This is a genomic window from Oceanobacillus sp. M60 (assembly GCF_053839645.1).
In genome coordinates, this window is record NZ_JBSSNH010000001.1 from 436,141 (window position 1) to 455,189 (window position 19,049).

General features: G+C 39.2%; 19 protein-coding genes and 2 riboswitches. Of the genes, 9 read left to right on the plus strand and 10 right to left on the minus strand.

Annotated elements, in window-relative coordinates:
• Window positions 1-18 precede the first annotated feature (18 nt).
• From ACW0TQ_RS02205 to ACW0TQ_RS02220, 4 genes are all read right to left on the minus strand, one after another.
• Window positions 19-1,029, minus strand: a complete 1,011-nt coding sequence (locus ACW0TQ_RS02205) for a LacI family DNA-binding transcriptional regulator (RefSeq protein WP_455725298.1) — start codon at window positions 1,027-1,029, stop codon at window positions 19-21.
• Window positions 1,030-1,301: 272 nt separating this feature from the next.
• Window positions 1,302-2,714: a D-xylose transporter XylE gene (gene xylE / locus ACW0TQ_RS02210; RefSeq protein ID WP_042531766.1), complete on the minus strand. Its 1,413-nt coding sequence runs from the start codon at window positions 2,712-2,714 to the stop codon at window positions 1,302-1,304.
• Between the two features lie 89 nt (window positions 2,715-2,803).
• Window positions 2,804-3,616, minus strand: a complete 813-nt coding sequence (locus ACW0TQ_RS02215; RefSeq protein ID WP_256705666.1) for a sugar phosphate isomerase/epimerase family protein — start codon at window positions 3,614-3,616, stop codon at window positions 2,804-2,806.
• The gene (locus ACW0TQ_RS02220; protein ID WP_042531762.1) at window positions 3,616-4,659 is read right to left on the minus strand and encodes a Gfo/Idh/MocA family oxidoreductase; all 1,044 of its coding nucleotides are present in this window, start codon (window positions 4,657-4,659) and stop codon (window positions 3,616-3,618) included. Before ACW0TQ_RS02220 ends, ACW0TQ_RS02215 begins: the two co-directional genes overlap by 1 nt.
• A gap of 446 nt (window positions 4,660-5,105) precedes the next feature.
• On the opposite strand from ACW0TQ_RS02220, the gene ACW0TQ_RS02225 reads away from it, so the two are divergent.
• From ACW0TQ_RS02225 to iolG, 9 genes are all read left to right on the plus strand, one after another.
• Entirely contained in the window at window positions 5,106-5,918 is an 813-nt protein-coding gene (locus ACW0TQ_RS02225) for a DeoR/GlpR family DNA-binding transcription regulator (protein ID WP_256705664.1), read from the plus strand.
• A 2-nt stretch (window positions 5,919-5,920) separates the two neighbouring features.
• Window positions 5,921-6,310: a tautomerase family protein gene (locus tag ACW0TQ_RS02230; RefSeq protein ID WP_042531760.1), complete on the plus strand. Its 390-nt coding sequence runs from the start codon at window positions 5,921-5,923 to the stop codon at window positions 6,308-6,310.
• 85 nt (window positions 6,311-6,395) lie between these two features.
• Window positions 6,396-7,853: a CoA-acylating methylmalonate-semialdehyde dehydrogenase gene (locus ACW0TQ_RS02235; protein WP_042531759.1), complete on the plus strand. Its 1,458-nt coding sequence runs from the start codon at window positions 6,396-6,398 to the stop codon at window positions 7,851-7,853.
• A 93-nt stretch (window positions 7,854-7,946) separates the two neighbouring features.
• Window positions 7,947-8,765 carry a 5-deoxy-glucuronate isomerase gene (iolB, locus tag ACW0TQ_RS02240; RefSeq protein WP_256705663.1) on the plus strand — a complete coding sequence of 273 codons (819 nt, stop codon included), beginning with the start codon at window positions 7,947-7,949 and terminating at the stop codon, window positions 8,763-8,765.
• 97 nt (window positions 8,766-8,862) lie between these two features.
• Window positions 8,863-9,843 (plus strand): 5-dehydro-2-deoxygluconokinase, encoded by a 981-nt coding sequence (iolC, locus tag ACW0TQ_RS02245; RefSeq protein ID WP_289584973.1) that lies wholly within the window; start codon window positions 8,863-8,865, stop codon window positions 9,841-9,843.
• 29 nt (window positions 9,844-9,872) lie between these two features.
• A complete protein-coding gene (gene iolD / locus ACW0TQ_RS02250) occupies window positions 9,873-11,789 on the plus strand; it encodes a 3D-(3,5/4)-trihydroxycyclohexane-1,2-dione acylhydrolase (decyclizing) (RefSeq protein WP_289584972.1) in 1,917 nt (638 codons plus the stop codon).
• A gap of 22 nt (window positions 11,790-11,811) precedes the next feature.
• Window positions 11,812-12,714 carry a myo-inosose-2 dehydratase gene (gene iolE / locus ACW0TQ_RS02255; protein ID WP_455725362.1) on the plus strand — a complete coding sequence of 301 codons (903 nt, stop codon included), beginning with the start codon at window positions 11,812-11,814 and terminating at the stop codon, window positions 12,712-12,714.
• 93 nt (window positions 12,715-12,807) lie between these two features.
• Window positions 12,808-13,665 (plus strand): class II fructose-1,6-bisphosphate aldolase, encoded by an 858-nt coding sequence (gene fba, locus ACW0TQ_RS02260; RefSeq protein WP_193062864.1) that lies wholly within the window; start codon window positions 12,808-12,810, stop codon window positions 13,663-13,665.
• A 61-nt stretch (window positions 13,666-13,726) separates the two neighbouring features.
• Window positions 13,727-14,737 carry an inositol 2-dehydrogenase gene (iolG, locus tag ACW0TQ_RS02265; RefSeq protein WP_042531747.1) on the plus strand — a complete coding sequence of 337 codons (1,011 nt, stop codon included), beginning with the start codon at window positions 13,727-13,729 and terminating at the stop codon, window positions 14,735-14,737.
• Window positions 14,738-14,896: 159 nt separating this feature from the next.
• On the opposite strand, the gene ACW0TQ_RS02270 is transcribed toward iolG, so the two are convergent.
• The 6 genes from ACW0TQ_RS02270 to ACW0TQ_RS02295 form a co-directional block, all read right to left on the minus strand.
• Window positions 14,897-15,079, minus strand: coding sequence for a transposase (locus ACW0TQ_RS02270; protein ID WP_368901554.1), 183 nt, complete (start codon window positions 15,077-15,079; stop codon window positions 14,897-14,899).
• Window positions 14,997-15,347 carry a transposase gene (locus ACW0TQ_RS02275; RefSeq protein ID WP_368901564.1) on the minus strand — a complete coding sequence of 117 codons (351 nt, stop codon included), beginning with the start codon at window positions 15,345-15,347 and terminating at the stop codon, window positions 14,997-14,999. The genes ACW0TQ_RS02270 and ACW0TQ_RS02275 overlap by 83 nt, the downstream gene beginning before the upstream one ends.
• Window positions 15,254-15,700: a transposase gene (locus tag ACW0TQ_RS02280; protein ID WP_341172528.1), complete on the minus strand. Its 447-nt coding sequence runs from the start codon at window positions 15,698-15,700 to the stop codon at window positions 15,254-15,256. The genes ACW0TQ_RS02275 and ACW0TQ_RS02280 overlap by 94 nt, the downstream gene beginning before the upstream one ends.
• Window positions 15,701-15,985: 285 nt before the next feature.
• Complete coding sequence (locus ACW0TQ_RS02285; RefSeq protein ID WP_455725299.1) at window positions 15,986-16,999, minus strand: ABC transporter substrate-binding protein; 1,014 nt, start codon at window positions 16,997-16,999, stop codon at window positions 15,986-15,988.
• Between the two features lies 1 nt (window position 17,000).
• Window positions 17,001-17,741 (minus strand): ABC transporter permease, encoded by a 741-nt coding sequence (locus ACW0TQ_RS02290; RefSeq protein WP_455725300.1) that lies wholly within the window; start codon window positions 17,739-17,741, stop codon window positions 17,001-17,003.
• 3 nt (window positions 17,742-17,744) lie between these two features.
• On the minus strand, window positions 17,745-18,518 hold the full coding sequence (locus ACW0TQ_RS02295; RefSeq protein ID WP_256705655.1) for an ABC transporter ATP-binding protein: 774 nt from the start codon (window positions 18,516-18,518) through the stop codon (window positions 17,745-17,747).
• 143 nt (window positions 18,519-18,661) lie between these two features.
• A riboswitch (TPP riboswitch) is annotated at window positions 18,662-18,771 on the minus strand.
• Window positions 18,772-18,875: 104 nt separating this feature from the next.
• Window positions 18,876-18,976: riboswitch (TPP riboswitch) on the minus strand.
• Between the last annotated feature and the right edge of the window lie 73 nt (window positions 18,977-19,049).

The window sequence follows — 19,049 nt, forward strand, 5'->3', positions numbered from 1 at the left end:
TCTCCTTCTAAGAATTTATTACTGCCGACCTTCCCCCACTGTCCCCCGAATCACTAATCTCGGAGCTAATACGATTCGCTGCTTCACTTTTTCCGTTCCATTTATTTCCTCTACTAAGAGCTGAACAATTTTTTCAGCCATCTCCTCCGTCGGTTGTGCAACAGTTGTTAACTGAGGGTAGCACATTTGAGCCAGAATAGAATTATCAAAACCAACAATAGATACATCATCAGGAATCATCAGACCTGCTTCCCGAACTCCTTGCATGGCACCAATTGCCAAAGGTTCTGTAGATGCAAAAATTGCCGTTGGCGGCTCTTGCATGTTAACCAGCTTCCCAGCTGACTGCGAAGCATCCATAAAGCTGGAATTATCTATTGAAATAAGTGATTTGCTCGCTTCCATTTGCTCATCCTCCAACGCCTGCTTATACCCGTCTACCCTTGCCTTTACAGATGAAAAATACATATCCTCTGTTATCATCGCAATCCGCTGATGACCTTTTTTTATTAAATAAGAGGTTGCTTCATAAGCTCCTAAATAATCATTTACTAAAACTGTATTCAAAGGCAGCGAAGGAACTTCCCGGGATAAAAGCGCAATAGGAATATTACTGTTTTTCAACTCCTGTAACGCCTTCGCATTTTTCAAGCCGGTCGCAATAATAATACCATCTACATATTTTTTACGAAGAATAGCAATATACTCTTTTTCTTTAACAAGATTATTATCTGTACTGCAAACAATTAAGCTGAACCCATATTTGCGTCCATTATCTTCAATTTTCCTGGCAATTTCTGCAGAAAAAGGATCAGCGATAGATGGAATTAATAATCCAATTGTTTGCAGCCTTTTCTGCAATGCAGGTGCAGCAATTGGCTGATAACTTAGCTTCTGTATACTTGCCTCTACTTTTTTCTTCGTTTTATCTGCAATACTGCCCGTGCCGTTCATTACTTTAGAAACGGTGGAAATAGAAACTCCAGCCTCTTTAGCTACATCATAAATTGTCGGTCGCTTCTCTTTCAAGAACATTTCCCTACTTTCTTATCATGTATCGTTTTCTTATCATTAAGTAACTTTAATTCTACAGTAAACAACCTGAGTACGCCATAGATGTAAAACGGTTCTTATTTCACTATTCTTTAAAATCATTAGAAAACTTGGTTGTCACCAGGCCTTTAGGTGACAACCTTAGTTACACTTATGCAGTAAGAAAGTTTATACTTTCTTACCTGCTAAAAAAGCCTGATATAGTCGCAAACTACACCAAGCTTTTTTTTCCATTCTATCTTGTTTCCCTACACAGCTTTGTTCTGCTGCGAGTTCGCCTGTTTATCTTCCCAATACTTTTCAATTTCTTCTAATGTTTTCCCTTTTGTCTCAGGGACAAGCTTTAGAACAAACAATAGCGCGAGTACACACATAATGCCATAGAAAGTATAAGCAAATCCTGCCCCAAATTCTAATAAAGACGGGAACGTAGAAGATATCAACAGATTCGAACCCCAGTTTGCCACAACAGTGATTGCCATAATCTGGCCTCTTACCTTATTAGGGAACAGTTCTGAGGCTAATACCCACATCAACGGACCAAATGATAGATTATAGAATGCCACAAAAATCAAGATAAAGATAAGTGCGCCAATCCCCATTTGATCAAGATATGCTAGTGCAGCAACACCAAACATTCCTACAGCCATACCAACGGAACCTACAATCATTAATAATCTTCTTCCAACTCTGTCAACTAACAGCATTGCAATTAATACAAAGATAAAGTTAACAATTCCGATGATTACCGTTTGAAACATCGATCCATCTGAACTCGCACCCATTTCCGCAAAAATTCTTGGAGCATAATATAAGATAACATTGATGCCTACAAATTGTTGAAATGCAGCTAATAAAATACCAACAATGACAACTAATTTCCCATAAGAAAACACTCGAACATTTTTTACATCAACGGTTTGTTTGATTTCTTGATAAATTGCGTTTGCCTTTTCCTTCGAGTTATTCACTTTTTCAAGTATTGTCAGTGCTTCTTGATCTTTATTTTTAGAGATTAAATACCTTGGTGTTTCCGGAACAAGGAATAACAATCCAAAGAATAACAGGGCTGGTATTGCTTCTGAAGCAAACATATACCTCCAGCCTACATCATGAATCCAGCTTAATTCCTGCCCCGCTGCGATTCTCCAGTTAACAAAATACACAAAAGACATCCCGAATATAATCGCTAAATTATTTAATGTTACCAATTTCCCTCTAATATTCGCGGGAGATGTTTCACTAATGTATAAAGGTCCAAGTCCCGACGCTAAACCTACGCCGATTCCACCGATAATACGATAAAAATTAAACATAATGAAAAGTCCCATTGTCTGGTTATCTTTCGTAAAGAATAGAAATTCAGGATAAGCCGATAACAGAGCAGAAACGAAGAATAATACAGCAGCTACTAACAGGGAGTTTTTGCGTCCAATTCTGTTAGAAAGAAATCCGCTGATTAACCCTCCGACAATACAACCAATTAACGCACTGGAAACGGTTAATCCATGTGCGAATGTCCCTAGGCCGAGACTCTCCATAAAATACACTTGCAAGGATTGCTCAGCTCCAGAAATAACAGCTGTGTCATAACCAAACAATAATCCTCCTAAAGCGGCAATCAATGTTAATGTAACAATATATCTTGTATTTTTCTTCATGTATTTACCCCTCTTCCCCTTTTTAAATACCTTCCCGGAAAGCGTTGTCATTCATATGAAGGAAACAGCGCCTTAAAAGCGCTGAAACCTTAGTATTTCTCCCATTCTTTTAACTGTTTTAATGACGCACGATAATATGCTGTAATAACACCTAAGTAGTCTCCTTCTTTCACAGGAGTAAAAGGATTAGGTCCGGCAGCTGTCATTTCCATAATCACAGGACCTGTATAACCGATTTCTCCTAAAACAGCTACCTGTTCTTTTAAATTTGCATGTCCATTACCAATAGCTTGTCTATTGGAGTCAGCAATATGATAAACGCCCAAATTTTCTCCGGCATCCTTCAACGCTTGAACAGATGAGCTTTCTTCAATATTCATATGATAAGCATCTAATAAAATAGTAAGATATTTACTTTGAACCTCATCTATCAATTTTTTTGCTTCTTTTGACGTGACTATTTGATGATTTTCATAACGATTAAGCACCTCATAAACAATAGGCATTTCGAGTTCTTCTGCTTTTTCTACTATTTGCTTTGTACTTTTCACAAGCAATTCCCAGTCTTTATCCGAGTTACCTGAACCTGTTATTTTCCCAACTTCACCATGAAGACAAATTCTACCTGCTCCCAGCTCTTTAGCCCAGATTAATAATTCCAGAAAGTAATTAACAGCATCCACTCTGACTTTTTCATCAATACTTGAAATATCAACATTATCCGGTGTCACAGATAAAGCCTTTAAGTTATATTCTTTCAGTAATTCTTTTATTTCCGCAGGGTCATCCTCTAAGTTTCCTTGCACTTCAACACCATCTACACCAATCTCTTCCGCAAGCTTTATCTTTCTCTGTGTATCTACATCTCCAAATGTCCATAAGCATAGCCCATATTCTCTCATTACATTGCTTCCTCCTTTAACTGTAATGAAATAACATCTTCTACTTTTACAGGAAGTCCTGTTTTCACAGACTCAATACTTGCCAGCGCCAAATACAATGCCCATTCTGCATTTTCAATAGATACTTTTGGCGTTACTTCTTCATTTTGTACCGCTTTCACAAAATGCTTTAATTCATCAACATATGCATCAAATAAAAGATCCTGATCATATCTGGTAGTTTGGTAGCTTGCTCCAGCTGTATTAAATTTTTGCATGCTGGATGTTTTGATATCTCCTAACGTAATCATTCCTTCCGAACCAAATACTTCCGCACGTACATCGTATCCATATTTAGCCTGAAAGCTGGCATCCGCTACCGCAATACATCCATTATCAAACGTTATCGTCACCACAGAAGTATCCAATAATCCGTTTTCCTTCAAATCCGGCCGGATAAGCGCATCTGCTTTCGCATATACCTCTACCGGTTTCGCTCCTGGATTTAAGTACATCAACGTATCAAAATCATGAATCAATGTTTCTAAAAATATCGTCCATTCCGGTTTCTTTTCTGGACCAGAAAGCTCTGGATCTCTCGTATTTGAACGAAGCAGCTGTACGTCCCCTAGCTGTCCATCAACAATTTCTTGATGCGCTTGTTCAAAACCCTTTTCAAAACGACGATTAAAACCAACTTGGACCGGTACAGGATTTTTCTTTGCAGCTTTTTTGATCGCTTTCATCTCTTCTATCGAAACTGCCATTGGCTTTTCACAGAAAACGGGCTTTCCATGTTCAATCGCTTGAATAACATTTTCCGAATGTGTTCTTGCTGGAGAAACTATCACAATGGCATCTACTTCAGAATCTTGAATTAAATCTAACGGATTTGTATAAATTTTAGCTTCTTCTCCAATATGTTGTAATACGTTTTCAGCAGATTGTGGAAATGGGTCTGCAATCGCATACAATTTCGCCCCAGGAATACGCTGCGCAATTGTTTGGCCATGAAACGCCCCCATTCTTCCAGCACCTATCAATCCTATATTTAATGTTTTCATAAAAATTCACCCCTTCTTTAGGAAAGTGTTTTCCTTATGACGATGATTATAAACAGGCTTTCAATTCATGTCAATATTAATTTATACAAAATAAATTAGAAATAAAACAAACTATACAGGAAAACACTTTCCCTTTTTTCACCTTTATTATTAGCAAAAAACTCGTATTAGCTCTTCTAATGCCCAAAAAGAAGACAAACCAAAGTCTATCTTTCTATTTCAGTATGTCATTTTTGTTCTAACAAATTTCATAAACACAATCTACTGCTCTTCTGCAGAGCAAATATCTCAATAAACATTAACTTACCCATCCTTCTAAAAGAAAACGCATCCAAAAACACCGTCACATCAACAAAACAATAAAATGCTCAAATAAATTATAAACTTTTGGTCATTTCTTGTTAACTTTTTGGATTCCTTGTGTTATACTCGATGTAAGAAAAGAGGTGATCAACATCAAATCGAAGCGTATCGCTGCATTACAAGAATATATTACGTTCAAGCAAAGAGCTTCTTATGATGAACTCGTTGATAAATTTGCAGTTTCTAAAAATACTATCCGTAATGATGTGCAGGAGTTATGTAAGACCGGTGACATTGTTAAGGTTCATGGCGGAGCAGCTGTTAATCAGCCTGCTGAAAAAAAACAGCAAAACAAAGATATCACCAAGCCTTTAACCTCCTTCACTTACCGGCAGACAAAGAATCTGCCAAATAAACAAAGGATTGCGGAACAGGCTGCCAACTATATTCAAGATGGGGACATTATTTTTATAGATACGGGAACAACCGTATTAGAGCTCATTAAATATATTCAGGACAAACAAATCACGATTGTAACGAATAATATTGATTTCATCCTGAGAACGATGCCTTATGAAAACCTTACTGTTTATAGTTTGGGAGGCGCGCTTAACCGCAGAACGCAGTCGTTTACAACGATTCAGGCACAGGAAATTCTAAAGAATTATAATATTAACAAAGCATTTTTAGCTGCTACTGCGATTTCTATCAAAAATGGCGTAACGAGCTCTATTCCTGTGGAAAGCGAATTGAAATCTTATATAGCGGAACAAATCGAGCAGAAGCTGTTGTTAGTTGATCATCAAAAATTCGATAAAGTCGCTTTAACTACTTATTGCAATCTGAACCAGCTGGATTATCTGATTACAGATCAACGCCCTGGTCAAGCGTATATCGACTATTGTAAGAATTATAATGTCGAGCTTGTTATTGCAAATCAAAATGAAGGAGTGTAGAGATGCCCCTAATTAAAGTTGATTTAATCAAAGGTCGAGAACCGGAGGAAATCAAACAAATTTTGGATGCAGCGCATCAAGTTGTTTTGGAAGCGTTTCATGTCCCTGAGGGTGATCGTTACCAAGTTGTAACACAGCATGAACCCTACGAAATGATTATGAAGGATACCGGGCTCGGCTTTGAGAGAAGTGATAACGTCATCCTTTTTACCGTCATCAGTACACAGCGGACGGACAAGATGAAGAAAGACTTTTATCAGCTTCTGACAGAAAGGTTAGAGCAGCAATGTCAGGTAGATCCAAAGGATGTCATGATTACCTTTGTCACGAATGGCGCCGGAGAATGGAGCTTTGGATTTGGCAAGGCACAATTTTTAACCGGTGACCTCTAGCATTTTTCAACTAAGTTATCTATTTTCTCTAAATTTTTCAGAGAATAAAATATAAATCTACTATATTAAAGGAGGACATATCCTAATGTCTAAAAAACTAAAGAACTTTATCAATGGTGAATGGGTCGAAAGTAAAACAGATAAGTATGAAGATGTTTATAATCCAGCAACAAAAGAAGTATTAGCACAAGTGCCAATCTCTACTCCAGAGGATTTTGAAGATGCTGTGCAGGCAGCTCAGGCTGCTCAAGAAAAATGGAAAAAAGTATCTGTAGCCAAACGTGCCCGCATTCTATTTAAATATCAAAATCTATTAGAAGAGCATAAAGAAGAATTAGCAAAATTAATTACCCAGGAAAACGGAAAAAGTGTTAGCGAAGCACTAGGTGAAGTTGGACGCGGTATTGAAAACGTAGAATTCGCTGCTGGTGCACCGACATTAATGATGGGAGATTCTCTTGCAACAATTGCAACCGATGTAGAAGCTACCAACTATCGTTACCCTGTAGGAGTTGTCGGCGGAATTGCGCCATTTAACTTCCCAATGATGGTCCCTTGCTGGATGTTCCCAATGGCAATTGCTTTAGGTAACTCCTTTATCTTAAAGCCATCAGAAAAAACACCTATTCTTGCAGCCAGACTTGCAGAATTACTGGATGAAGCCGGTCTTCCTAAGGGTGTATTCAGTATTGTAAATGGTGCACATGATGTGGTGAATGGCATTTTAGACCACCCTACTGTAAAAGCAGTATCCTTCGTAGGCTCTAAGCCAGTTGGAGAATATGTATACAAGCGCGGAAGTGAGAATTTAAAACGTGTTCAAGCATTAACTGGCGCGAAAAACCACTCTACGGTATTAGCAGATGCTGACTTAGACCTAGCTACAAAAGAAGTAATCAGCGCTGCATTCGGTTCTGCCGGAGAACGCTGTATGGCTTGTGCGGTGGTAACTGTAGAAGATTCCGTTGCAGATGAATTTATCGCAAAATTAAAAGAAGCATCTGACAACATCAAAATGGGTAATGGCCTGGATGAAGGTGTCTTCTTAGGACCGGTTATCCGCGACGAAGCAAAACAACGTACACTGGGTTATATCGAAAAAGGAATCGAAGAAGGCGCTACGTTAGTTCGCGACGGACGTAACGAACAAAATGAGGATGGCTACTTTGTCGGACCAACGATTTTTGATGGCGTATCTCAAGATATGACAATATGGAAGGATGAGATTTTTGCTCCAGTGTTATCTGTCGTACGTGTGAAAAACCTAAAAGAAGCAGTGGAATTCGCTAACCAATCTGAATTCGCTAACGGTGCTTGCCTATTCACTACAAGCGCATTATCTGTACGCTATTTCCGTGAAAACATCGATGCAGGTATGTTAGGAATCAACTTAGGTGTACCAGCACCGATGGCATTCTTCCCATTCTCCGGATGGAAGTCTTCTTTCTACGGTACATTGCATGCAAATGGAAAAGACAGTGTCGATTTCTATACACGTAAAAAAGTAGTAACCGCTCGTTACCCTGAACCAGATTTTTCATAATGCATTAAAGCAGATTACTAGATTTTAAATAAAAGATGAGGCTGGACTTGTTACTCCAGTCCCAGCCTCATTCCATATCGAAAGGAGTTCTTTATGAGTCATTTATTAAGAAAACCTGAAAATAACAAATTAGCAGACGGCGTAACACTTGTTCATGAAGTGACAGAAGAAAATTCCGACCTTCATTATGTCGGTTTTAAAGTAGTAGATTTAGAACCAAATACCAGCTATGACGAAAAGCTGACGAACTTAGAGCTTTGTGTTGTCGCATTAACAGGAAAAATCACCGTCACAGATGGCTATCGAAGCTTCTCTGATATTGGTACCCGCGAAAGCGTATTTGAACGTAAACCGACAGACAGTGTTTATGTTTCCCATAATAAAACAGTTACCATTACAGCTAACACGAAAGCTCGTGTAGCATTATGCTTTGCTCCATCTGATAAAGAGCTGCCGACCAAACTGATTAAAGCAGAGGATAACGGCGTAGAGCATCGCGGAAAATATAATAATAAACGGCAAGTACACAATATTTTACCGGACTCTGATCCTTCCGCAAACAGCTTGCTTGTTGTAGAAGTGTTTACAGAAACAGCTAACTGGTCCAGCTACCCTCCGCATAAGCATGACCAGGACAATCTTCCAAACGAGTCCTTCTTAGAAGAAAGCTATTATCACGAAATGGACCCGCCGCAAGGGTTTGTTTTCCAGCGTGTATATACAGAGGACCGTTCTTTAGATGAGACCATGGCTGTAGAAAATGCCAATGTTGTTCTTGTTCCTAAAGGCTACCATCCAGTAGGCGTGCCAGACGGCTATGCCTCTTACTATTTAAATGTCATGGCCGGGCCGGAACGCATCTGGAAATTCCATAACGAAAAAGATCATGAATGGATTATTGATCGAGACTAATCATTTTTGAATCGTCCCCCTCTCCTCTATTCTTATAGAAAGAGGCGAGGGCGATTCTCCTATGAAAATAAACCGTAATGAAAAAGGAGCGAAATGCATGGCACTTACATTTAATCAAGATAGAGAATACGATATTATTGCGATTGGCCGCGCTGCGATTGACTTGAATGCAAACGAATACAACCGTCCGATGGAAGAAACAATGACTTTCACAAAATACGTTGGCGGTTCTCCGGCAAATATTGCTATTGGCAGTTCAAAATTAGGGCTGAAAGCTGGATTTATCGGCAAAATCTCAGAAGACCAGCACGGAAACTTTATCAAACAATACATGGAGGAAAAAGGGATTGACACCTCTCATATCGTTTACGATACAGAAGGACATAAATCCGGACTTACTTTCACAGAAATTCTAAGCCCGGAAGAATGCAGCATTTTAATGTATCGTGATCAAGTAGCGGATCTTTATTTAGATTCCACCGAAGTAAGCGAAGATTATATAAAAAAAGCGAAAATCCTTCTTGTTTCCGGTACCGCACTGGCACAGAGCCCTTCTCGTGAAGCGGTATTGCAAGCAGTTCAATATGCAAAAAAGAATGATGTCAAAGTTATCTTTGAATTAGATCACCGTCCATATACATGGAAATCTGCTGAGGAAACAGCAGTATATTACTCTCTCGTTGCAGAGCTTTCCGATGTCGTTATCGGTACGCGTGACGAATACGATGTGATGGAAAACCTGGATTCAGAAGGCGACAATGAAAAAACAGTCCAGCACTTATTCCAGCATAATACCGAGCTTGTTGTCATCAAGCATGGTGTCGACGGTTCCTATGCCTATGAGCCAGATGGTACCGTTCACCGCGGACAGGCATACAAAACAAAAGTGTTAAAAACATTTGGCGCAGGCGATTCCTATGCATCTGCATTTCTTTACGCACTTGTTACAGGAAAAGACTATGAAACTGCATTGAAATTCGGCAGTGCATCTGCTTCCATCGTTGTCAGCAAGCACAGTTCTTCCGAAGCGATGCCGACTGTAGAAGAAATTGAACAGCTTATTCGCGAGCGTTCTTAAATTTAGATACGAAAGGTAGGTTGAATAAAATGGGTGAAAAAATCCGTTTAACTACTGCACAAGCATTGGTAAAGTTTTTGAATCAGCAATATATTTCTGTAGACGGCGTAGAAACGCCTTTTGTAGAAGGTGTTTTCCATATTTATGGCCATGGAAATGTTTTAGGCTTAGGAGAAGCACTTGAAAATAATCCTGGACGTCTAAAAAGCTATCAAGGAAAGAATGAACAAGGAATGGCACATGCAGCAACAGCTTTTGCCAGACAAAATCTCCGTCAAAAGATTTTTGCTGTGTCCGCATCTGCAGGACCAGGCTCAGCGAATATGGTAACAGCAGCTGGAACTGCTTTTGCAAATAATATCCCGGTGCTATTCTTACCGGCAGATACATTTGCCACCAGACAGCCCGACCCTGTACTGCAGCAATTAGAGCATGAACACAGTACAGATTTAACAACCAACGAAGCATTCAAAGCTGTTTCAAGATATTGGGACCGTATTGATCGTCCGGAACAGTTGATGAGTGCGTTAATCCGAGCATTTGAAGTATTAACGAATCCGGCAACAACTGGACCAGCAACGATTTGCTTACCTCAGGATGTAGAAGCGATGGCATATGATTATCCAGTCAACTTTTTCAATAAACGCGTTCACTATGTAGACCGTAAATTACCGACGCAGCGTGAATTAGACGGAGCAATTGCAGCCATTAAACAAAGCAAACGCCCGGTACTGTTAGTCGGCGGCGGTGCTAAATATTCAGAGGCAAGAGAGGAATTAGTAGCACTGTCTGAAAAAGCAAATATTCCCATCGTAGAAACACATGCCGGGAAATCAACCGTGGAGTTTACTCATCCGAATAATCTTGGCGGAAATGGTATTTTAGGTACCTCCGCTGCGAACAAAGCAGTGATGAACGCCGACTTGATTATCGGAATCGGTACAAGATATACAGATTTCACAACGTCATCCAGAACGTTGTTTGACTTTGACAAGACAACATTTTTAAATATCAATGTAAACCGCGGGCAGGCTTATAAATTTGACGGTTTCCAAGTGGTGGCTGACGCCAAAGCAGCATTGCAATCAATCAATAAAAATATTGGCGATTACCAATCAAGCTATGGAGAAGAAACAGCTTCCCTGAAACAAGAGTGGGAAAATGAGCGCAATCGCTTAGCTGCAACAGAATTCAATCGCAATGATTTTAAACCTGAAATCGCGGATCATTTCAATCAAGAGATTTTAAATGATTATGCAGATGCGCTAAAAACAGAATTAACACAAACGGAAGCATTAATTAGAGTCAATGATGTGGTTGACAGCGATGCTATTGTGATTTCTTCCGCAGGATCACTGCCAGGAGATATGCAGCGGATTTGGAATGCCAATGTGGCAAACACGTTCCATTTAGAATATGGCTACTCTTGTATGGGATACGAAATCGCAGGAGCACTGGGAGCTAAATTAGCGAAGCCTGAACAGGAATCGTATGCAGTTGTAGGAGACGGAAGCTTCTTAATGCTTCACTCTGAAATTGTAACAGCTCTTCAATATGATAAAAAAATCAACCTGCTGCTATTCGATAATTCCGGGTTTGGATGCATCAATAACTTACAAATGGATCACGGAAATGGAAGCACAGGAACAGAATTCCGTAATGCGAATAACGAAATCATGAACATTGATTACGCTAAAATCGGAGAAGGATATGGCTTAAAAACCTATTCTGTCAATAACCTAAAAGATTTAACAGCAGCTGTGGAAGATGCTAAAAAACAAACGGTATCCACGCTGATTGAAATAAAAGTGCTGCCAAAAACAATGACAGACGGCTACGATGGTAGCTGGTGGAATGTTGGAGTAGCAGAAGTTTCCGAAAAGGAAAGTGTACAAAAAGCTGCCGCAGAAAGACAACAAATTCTCGATAATGCAAGACAATATTAATGGAAGCTGGATGTGATGAATGATGGGAAAACAGGATATCCATTGGGGAATAGCACCAATCGGCTGGCGAAATGACGATATGCCGGAAATCGGAAAAGACAATACCCTATCGCATCTATTGAGCGATATCGTTGTTGCCGGATTTGAAGGCACAGAAGTCGGCGGTTTCTTCCCTGATGCGAAAACATTAAAAAAAGAAATAAAGCTCCGCAACTTAAAGATTGCCGGACAATGGTTCTCCAGTTTTATTATTCAAGATGGCGTGGAGAAAGCATCGGAAGCATTCCGTGAGCACTGCGCTTATTTAAAAGAAGTGGATGCTGCGGTTGCTGTTGTATCCGAACAAACCTACAGTATTCAAGGCTTACCTAAAAATGTTTTTGCTGATAAGCCCACTTTTTCAGATGAAGAATGGAATCAGCTTACAGAAGGCTTGAACGTACTCGGCGAAGTCGCTGACAGTTACGGCTTAAAGCTTGTATATCATCACCATCTCGGAACCGGCGTACAGACGTTGGCAGAAGTCGACCGCTTGATGAAAAATACCGACCCGGGACTGGTTCACTTGCTTTACGATACAGGTCACATTTACGCCTCTGATAAAGCATACATGCCGTTATTAGAGAAGCACATCGACCGGATTAAACATTTGCATTTTAAAGATATTCGGGACAATATCATGAAAACGAGCGAAAAGGACGGTCTATCCTTCCGCTCTGCCTTTCTTGCCGGAATGTTTACGGTACCTGGCGATGGCGGTATCGACTTTAAAAAAGTATATGACAAGCTGCTGGAAAATAACTACCAGGGCTGGATTGTGATTGAAGCAGAGCAGGATCCGGAAATTGCGCATCCGCTTGAATATGCTTTAAAGGCCCGCAAGTATATTAACGAAAACGTATTGAACGAAAAAGTCACAAACTAAATGAGGATGTTCACTTTAAAAGCAGTATGTTAGAGTGAACCTCTTCATGAAATGTACGGCATATTTAATTATAAAAAGAATGGAGGTGAAAGAATGACATTTGTATCATTAAAAGAGCTGATGCCTGAAGCAAAGAAAAACCAGTATGCTGTCGGCCAATTTAATATCAATACCTTTCAATGGGCAGAAGCCACATTACGCGCAGCAGAAAAAGAAAAATCTCCCGTTATTTTAGCTTCCACGGATCGTATCGTAGACTACCTTGGCGGATTTAAATTGATTGCTGCCACTACCAAAAAAATGGTAGAAGAAATGGGAATTACCGTACCTGTCGTTCTGCACCTCGACCATGGTTTATCGGTAGAACGCTGTAAAGAAGCTGTTGATGCAGGCTACAGCTCTGTTATGTATGATGGCTCGAAGCTGCCTTTGGAAGAAAATATCGCCAACACCAAAGAGGTTGTCGACTATGCAAATAAACAGCATGTCTCTGTGGAAGCAGAAATCGGTTCTGTTGGCGGTACAGAGGATGGCATCACTTCAGGCATCAAATACGCGGACCCAAACGAGTGTTATCGGCTTGTAGAAGAAACCGGAGTAGATCTGCTTGCAGCCGCGCTTGGATCGGTTCATGGCGTTTATCAGGGTGAACCAAAGCTGGCATTTGATTTAATGCAGGAAATCTCTGACAACCTGAATGAGGTTCCTCTGGCTCTGCATGGCGGTTCTGGTATTCCTGCCCACCAAATTGTAAAAGCCATTGAATACGGGCATGCCAAAATCAATGTAAATACCGAATGCAATCAAGCATGGACAAAAGCAGTACGTGACTACCTGGAGCAGCATCCAGATTCCCATAAGATCCCGGAAATTATGACAACAGGGATGAATGCAATTGAAAGAGTAGTAATAGAAAAAATGCGTTTATTTGGTTCTTCCAATAAAGCATAAGTCCATATTATCAGAACAACTGTCGCTTCACATAGACAGTTACAGACTTGGAGGAATGACAATGACAAAAGTAGTTGTAGGCATCATTGGCGCTGGACGTATCGGACAGCTGCATGCTAAAAATATTCTGCTATCCGATAAATACCAGTTAAAAGCAATTTCTGATGTATACACCGATCACTTGAAGGATATCGATTATTTAAAGGCTGTTCCTGTTATCACACAGAATGCAGATGATATTCTTAATGACCCAGAAATCGATGCTGTTTTTATCTGCTCAAGCACGGATACCCATATTGATTTTATTACAAAAGCAGCAAAGAATAACAAGCATATTTTCTGCGAAAAGCCAATCAGCTTTGATATTGAAAAAACAAAAGAAACCTTGGAAGTGATTAAAGAAACAGGCGTCAAATTCCAAGTAGGTTTTAACCGCCGTTTCGATACACATTTCAGAAAAGCACATGATGTTGTCCGCAATGGTGATATTGGTACACCGCATGTTATTAAAATCACTTCCCGTGATCCGGAAGCTCCGCCAGAAGAATATGTAAAACGCTCCGGCGGCCTATTTATCGATATGGCGATCCATGATTTCGATATGATTCGTTACTTATCCGGTCAAGATGTGAAAAACATTACCGTAAAAGCGTCTTCTCTGGTAGATGATCGTTTTTCACGCAATGATGATGTAGATACAGCCATTATCACCCTCACCTTTGCAGATGATTCTCTGGGAGTAATTGATAACAGCCGCCAAGCAGTATACGGCTATGACCAGCGTATCGAAGTATTCGGCAATAACGGCATGGTCCAGGTAGAAAATCAGAAGCCGACCAATGTAAAAGTAAGCACAAATGCTGCGGTTACCGAGGACAAGCCAATGTATTTCTTCCTTGAGCGTTATAATGAAGGATACATCGCGGAAATCCATGATTTTGCCCAATCTATTTTAGAAGATAAACCCGTCGTGGCAAAATTCGAGGACGGGCTACAGGCTGAGCTGTTAGCAAAAGCTGCGAAACTTTCCTGGAAAGAGAATCGTACGGTTGAATTGAGTGAGCTTCGTTAATATGAGATGACTTTAACTTTTAAATTGGAGCTGTCGCAAAATGCATGATACGCATTTTGCGACAGCTCCTTTTGAGATTCGCTATCTTATTTTTGGCGGTAAAAAGAAAATTGTTCGTTTTTTTGACGTACTTAAATAAGCTTCGCCTTTTAATAATTTTTAAGCTGTCTTTAATGGGTGATAATAAAGATCCAGGCGATTAGCTTGGATTTTCTTATATATTTTATTGAAATTATAACCAAATGCTAGAATCAAAAGCTCATTTTGTACATTGCCTGTTCCTCTCGTACGAAACTTCTTCAGTTGATAATCTTCCTTCAGTATGCCGAATGTTCCTTCCACCTGAATGGGAACGATTCATACGGTACAGCTTGCCTGCTTCTGTTAGAATATTTTCTTGTGCTGTTTCTCGGTAAGCCAGAAATTCCTTAGCTACATGCAGTTGACAATTCCCTTTCGCTTTCGTACATTTTTCTTTAAGCGGACAATCGGAACAGTCTTCACATTCGTAGACCGTTACTTGAGATTCGTAGCCTGTCTGTGAAGTTCGTGTATAGTTTCTAATGACTTGTAACTTCCGATCATTGGCACAGGTGTAGGGTATCTGTATTTTTGTCGTAAGCCATGTTTTCCCGATGTTTGATATCCTTTTTTGAAAGAAGCTTTTTTCTTGCGTTCATGATTTTGCAGCTTGGTATAGCCCGTCTGCTTTTGCTTCTTTAAATAGACATAATTTTCTTCGCTTTCATATCCAGAATCCGCAACAATATGACGATACGTGAAAGGGAGGTTTTCCTTTAAATATTGAAGCATCGGAATCAACGTAGCTGTGTCGTTACGATCGGAAAAGACATCTATTCCCACGATAAATTCTGCGTCTACAGCGGCTTGGACATTGTAAGCTGGTCGAATGATCAGGAGCTGCATATCCTTGAAGAAGCCAGCGAAAATTGATATTTTCATCGTTCCAATAAAAAGAAAAACACCGAAACCATAAAAAACTGCACGGAAAAAGCGTTGATCATCGTCGGCATAATGGGCTAATTAGGAGATTCGTCAAAAAAAGGACACACAATGAACGTATATTCTAATACCGTACATTACGCAGTTCGAAAATTGACTGAAAATACCTTTTCGCAGAATTTTTTGATGAGGTAATCTAGGCAACCTTATCAAGAAATTCCATTCCAGCCCTATATAATGACTTCATATAAAGTGTTACATTTCCTATTGCCATTTAGGATATTATTATTCAATATTGATAAATATATCATCGATGTTTGGAATTTCTTTAATTACTCCATATTCCTTTAACCATTTTGCTGTTTCTTCCCATGAAGCTTTTTCTTGTGATCCAAAACCTTGCTCTGATTCCATTTTTGGTAAGAGAATAGACAAGCTTTCTGTTTCTATTTCTTTTTCTAAGGGAAAGTTTCCTTCATCCTGGTGATCAAGCAGGATTTGCAGTGCCTCTTCTTCATTTTCAATCATGAAATCATATCCTTTTCGTGCAGCCCGCCAAAATGCTTCAATATTTTTCTGTTCCTCTTCCCATGTCTCGTCACTGGTAACAGCGACAATTTCATAAAAGTGAGGAACCCCGTAATCTACTGGATTAATAAAATCAATATCATAGCCTTCACTGCGCAGAACTGGCACTTCATGGTTTACATACATACCACTTACAGCATCAACCTGCTCAGAAATAAGAGAAGAACCCAATTCAAATTCCACATTCAGCATATCTACTTTTTCATAATCTCCACCGTCATGTTCAACAATTGTTTGAACAATTGCTTCATTAACAGGAATTCCAGGATACCCTACCTGCTTCCCTTCTAAATCTTTCGGAGAATTTACCGGATCATCGGAATGGTAAACAATGTGATTTAATGGCTCCCGAACAATAGCAGCCACGGATTTAACAGGGATATTTTCATTTGCTCTTGCTGCAATCACATCAGGCTGGTAATATAATCCCATCGTCACATTGCCTGAAGCTGCAAGTGACAGCGGATCTGTCGGATTTGCTGGAAATTGAATATCAACATCGATTCCCTCTTCTTCAAAATACCCTTTCTCTTCTGCTACGTATAGATAACTATGTACAGCATTCGGGTACCAATCAAGCATAATAGAAACGGTATTTGTTTCTTTTACGTTTTTATTATCCTCTGCTATAGATTCTTCCTTTTCATTTCCACAAGCACTTAAACTAATAAAGATTATTAGAATACCAACTATTATTGATAATTTTTTCATATTAAGATCTTCTCCATTTCAATATATATTTTTCTAATAAAACAACAGTAATAAACAATAAAATTCCAATCAAAGAAAGAAGGACAATCGGAGCAAATACACCCGCTCCATTAAACTGTGTCATCATCCGACGACTAAAATACCCTAAACCAGCTTGTGCACCCAGCCACTCTCCAATTGCCGCTCCAATCACGCTCATTGGCACCGCTACTTTTAGCCCTGAAAAAAAAGAAGGCAGTGCGGATGGGACTTCTAATTTGAAAAAAAGAGCACTTTTAGATGCACCTAATGTTTGAAATAATTCTTTCAGCTCTTTACTTGTTGATCGAAAACCATCGAAAGTACTGACGGTAATTGGAAAAAAGGTAATGATAATTGTAACGATAACTTTACTCCAGATGGAATAACCGAACCAAAGTACAAAAATGGGCGCCAATGCAATAATAGGAATAGTTTGTGATGCAATTAAAATAGGATAAATCGCTTGTTGTAATGTTTTAGATAGATTCATGCTTATTGCTAAAGCAACTCCCAGTACCAATGAAATCCCAAGACCAATGATAATAACAGCAAGCGTCATAGGAAGATGATGCAACAAGAGCTCTGTTTTTAATTCCCATAGCTTCTTCACGATTTCGGTTGGCGCTGGCAAAATAAATGATGTAGCGACAAACCCCGCTCCCGCTTCCCATATAAGCAAAAAGATTGTGATTAAAATAATAGAATAAAGATAATTTTTCATGCATTACACCCTCATCCGAAACTGATCTAGTAAATCATTTTTTAGCTCCGTCACTTCCTCTTTATCTAAATCGTATTGTCGTCTTGGACGTTCTAAAGGTACTTTAATTTCTTTTAATGTTGTAAATGGGGTATCCGTAATGACGAAAATGCGGTCAGACAAAAATAATGCTTCTGAAATATCATGTGTTATAAACAAAATAGTAGATTGCTGTTGTTCCCATTGTTCTAATAACCATTCCTGCATATATAACCTGGTCATTGCATCTAAGGCTGAAAAAGGTTCGTCCAACAACAACACATTAGATCCGGATAACGTGGCTCTTAAAAAGGAAACCCGTTGCCGCATCCCCCCAGATAATTCATGAGGGTATTTATTCTCGTATCCTTTTAACCCAAAGGCCTCCAGCAAGTTTTGAACAGTTCTTCTATCGAGATGATTTTCCTTTTGCAGTTCCAATGGAAGAGCTGCATTTTGTTGAACAGTCCGCCATGGCATCAATAAATCCTGTTGAGGCATATAACCAACTTTTCCAGAACGATTGGTTACTGGATCCTCGTTTAAATAGATAGTTCCGCTTTTCAGTTCCTCCAATCCGACAATTAGACGGAAAATTGTCGACTTGCCGGACCCACTTGCACCGATAATGCTTACAAATTCACCATCCGCAATAGAAAGATTCATATTTTTTAATATAGGAATTTTCCCTGCATCATTTTTGTAATAGAAATTTACGTTTTGAAACTGAAGAGCTATTTTTTTATTTTGTTCTCTCATCCTTCGTTCTCTACCTTCTTTCTAACAAAGAGTGTATTATTATGTCTTAAAAGCAATCATCAGCTAATCGAAAATGCATCCCTCCTTCCAAATAAAAAATACCCCAGACATGAAGCCCAGGGTACATACATTTCCTTATGATAGAAATTACTTTGCATGTTCCCTACGCTGGTCTCAACCAGATCAGGTTCTAAGGGTCTATATCTTACGGATAGTATCTCAACCAGCAACACTGGTCCCCCTACATTCTTATTAAATTGGTATCTCTTTTATTGAATTTATGACATAAGCATTAAAAAACCCATTCAACGAATACAGATGAATGGGAAATGAATACATAACTAGATTATTATCTACTTAAGTAAGTCATCACTTCCCTACGTTAGTCTTAACTAAATCAGGTTATAAGAGTCAAGTTTCCTTTCTCAGCGATAAAAATCGCTCCCCTAGTGATTATAGAAATATGAAATTTTTGATTCTATAAATGAACTTGTATGATTGAAAAATACGTTAAAATTCACAATGTTATTT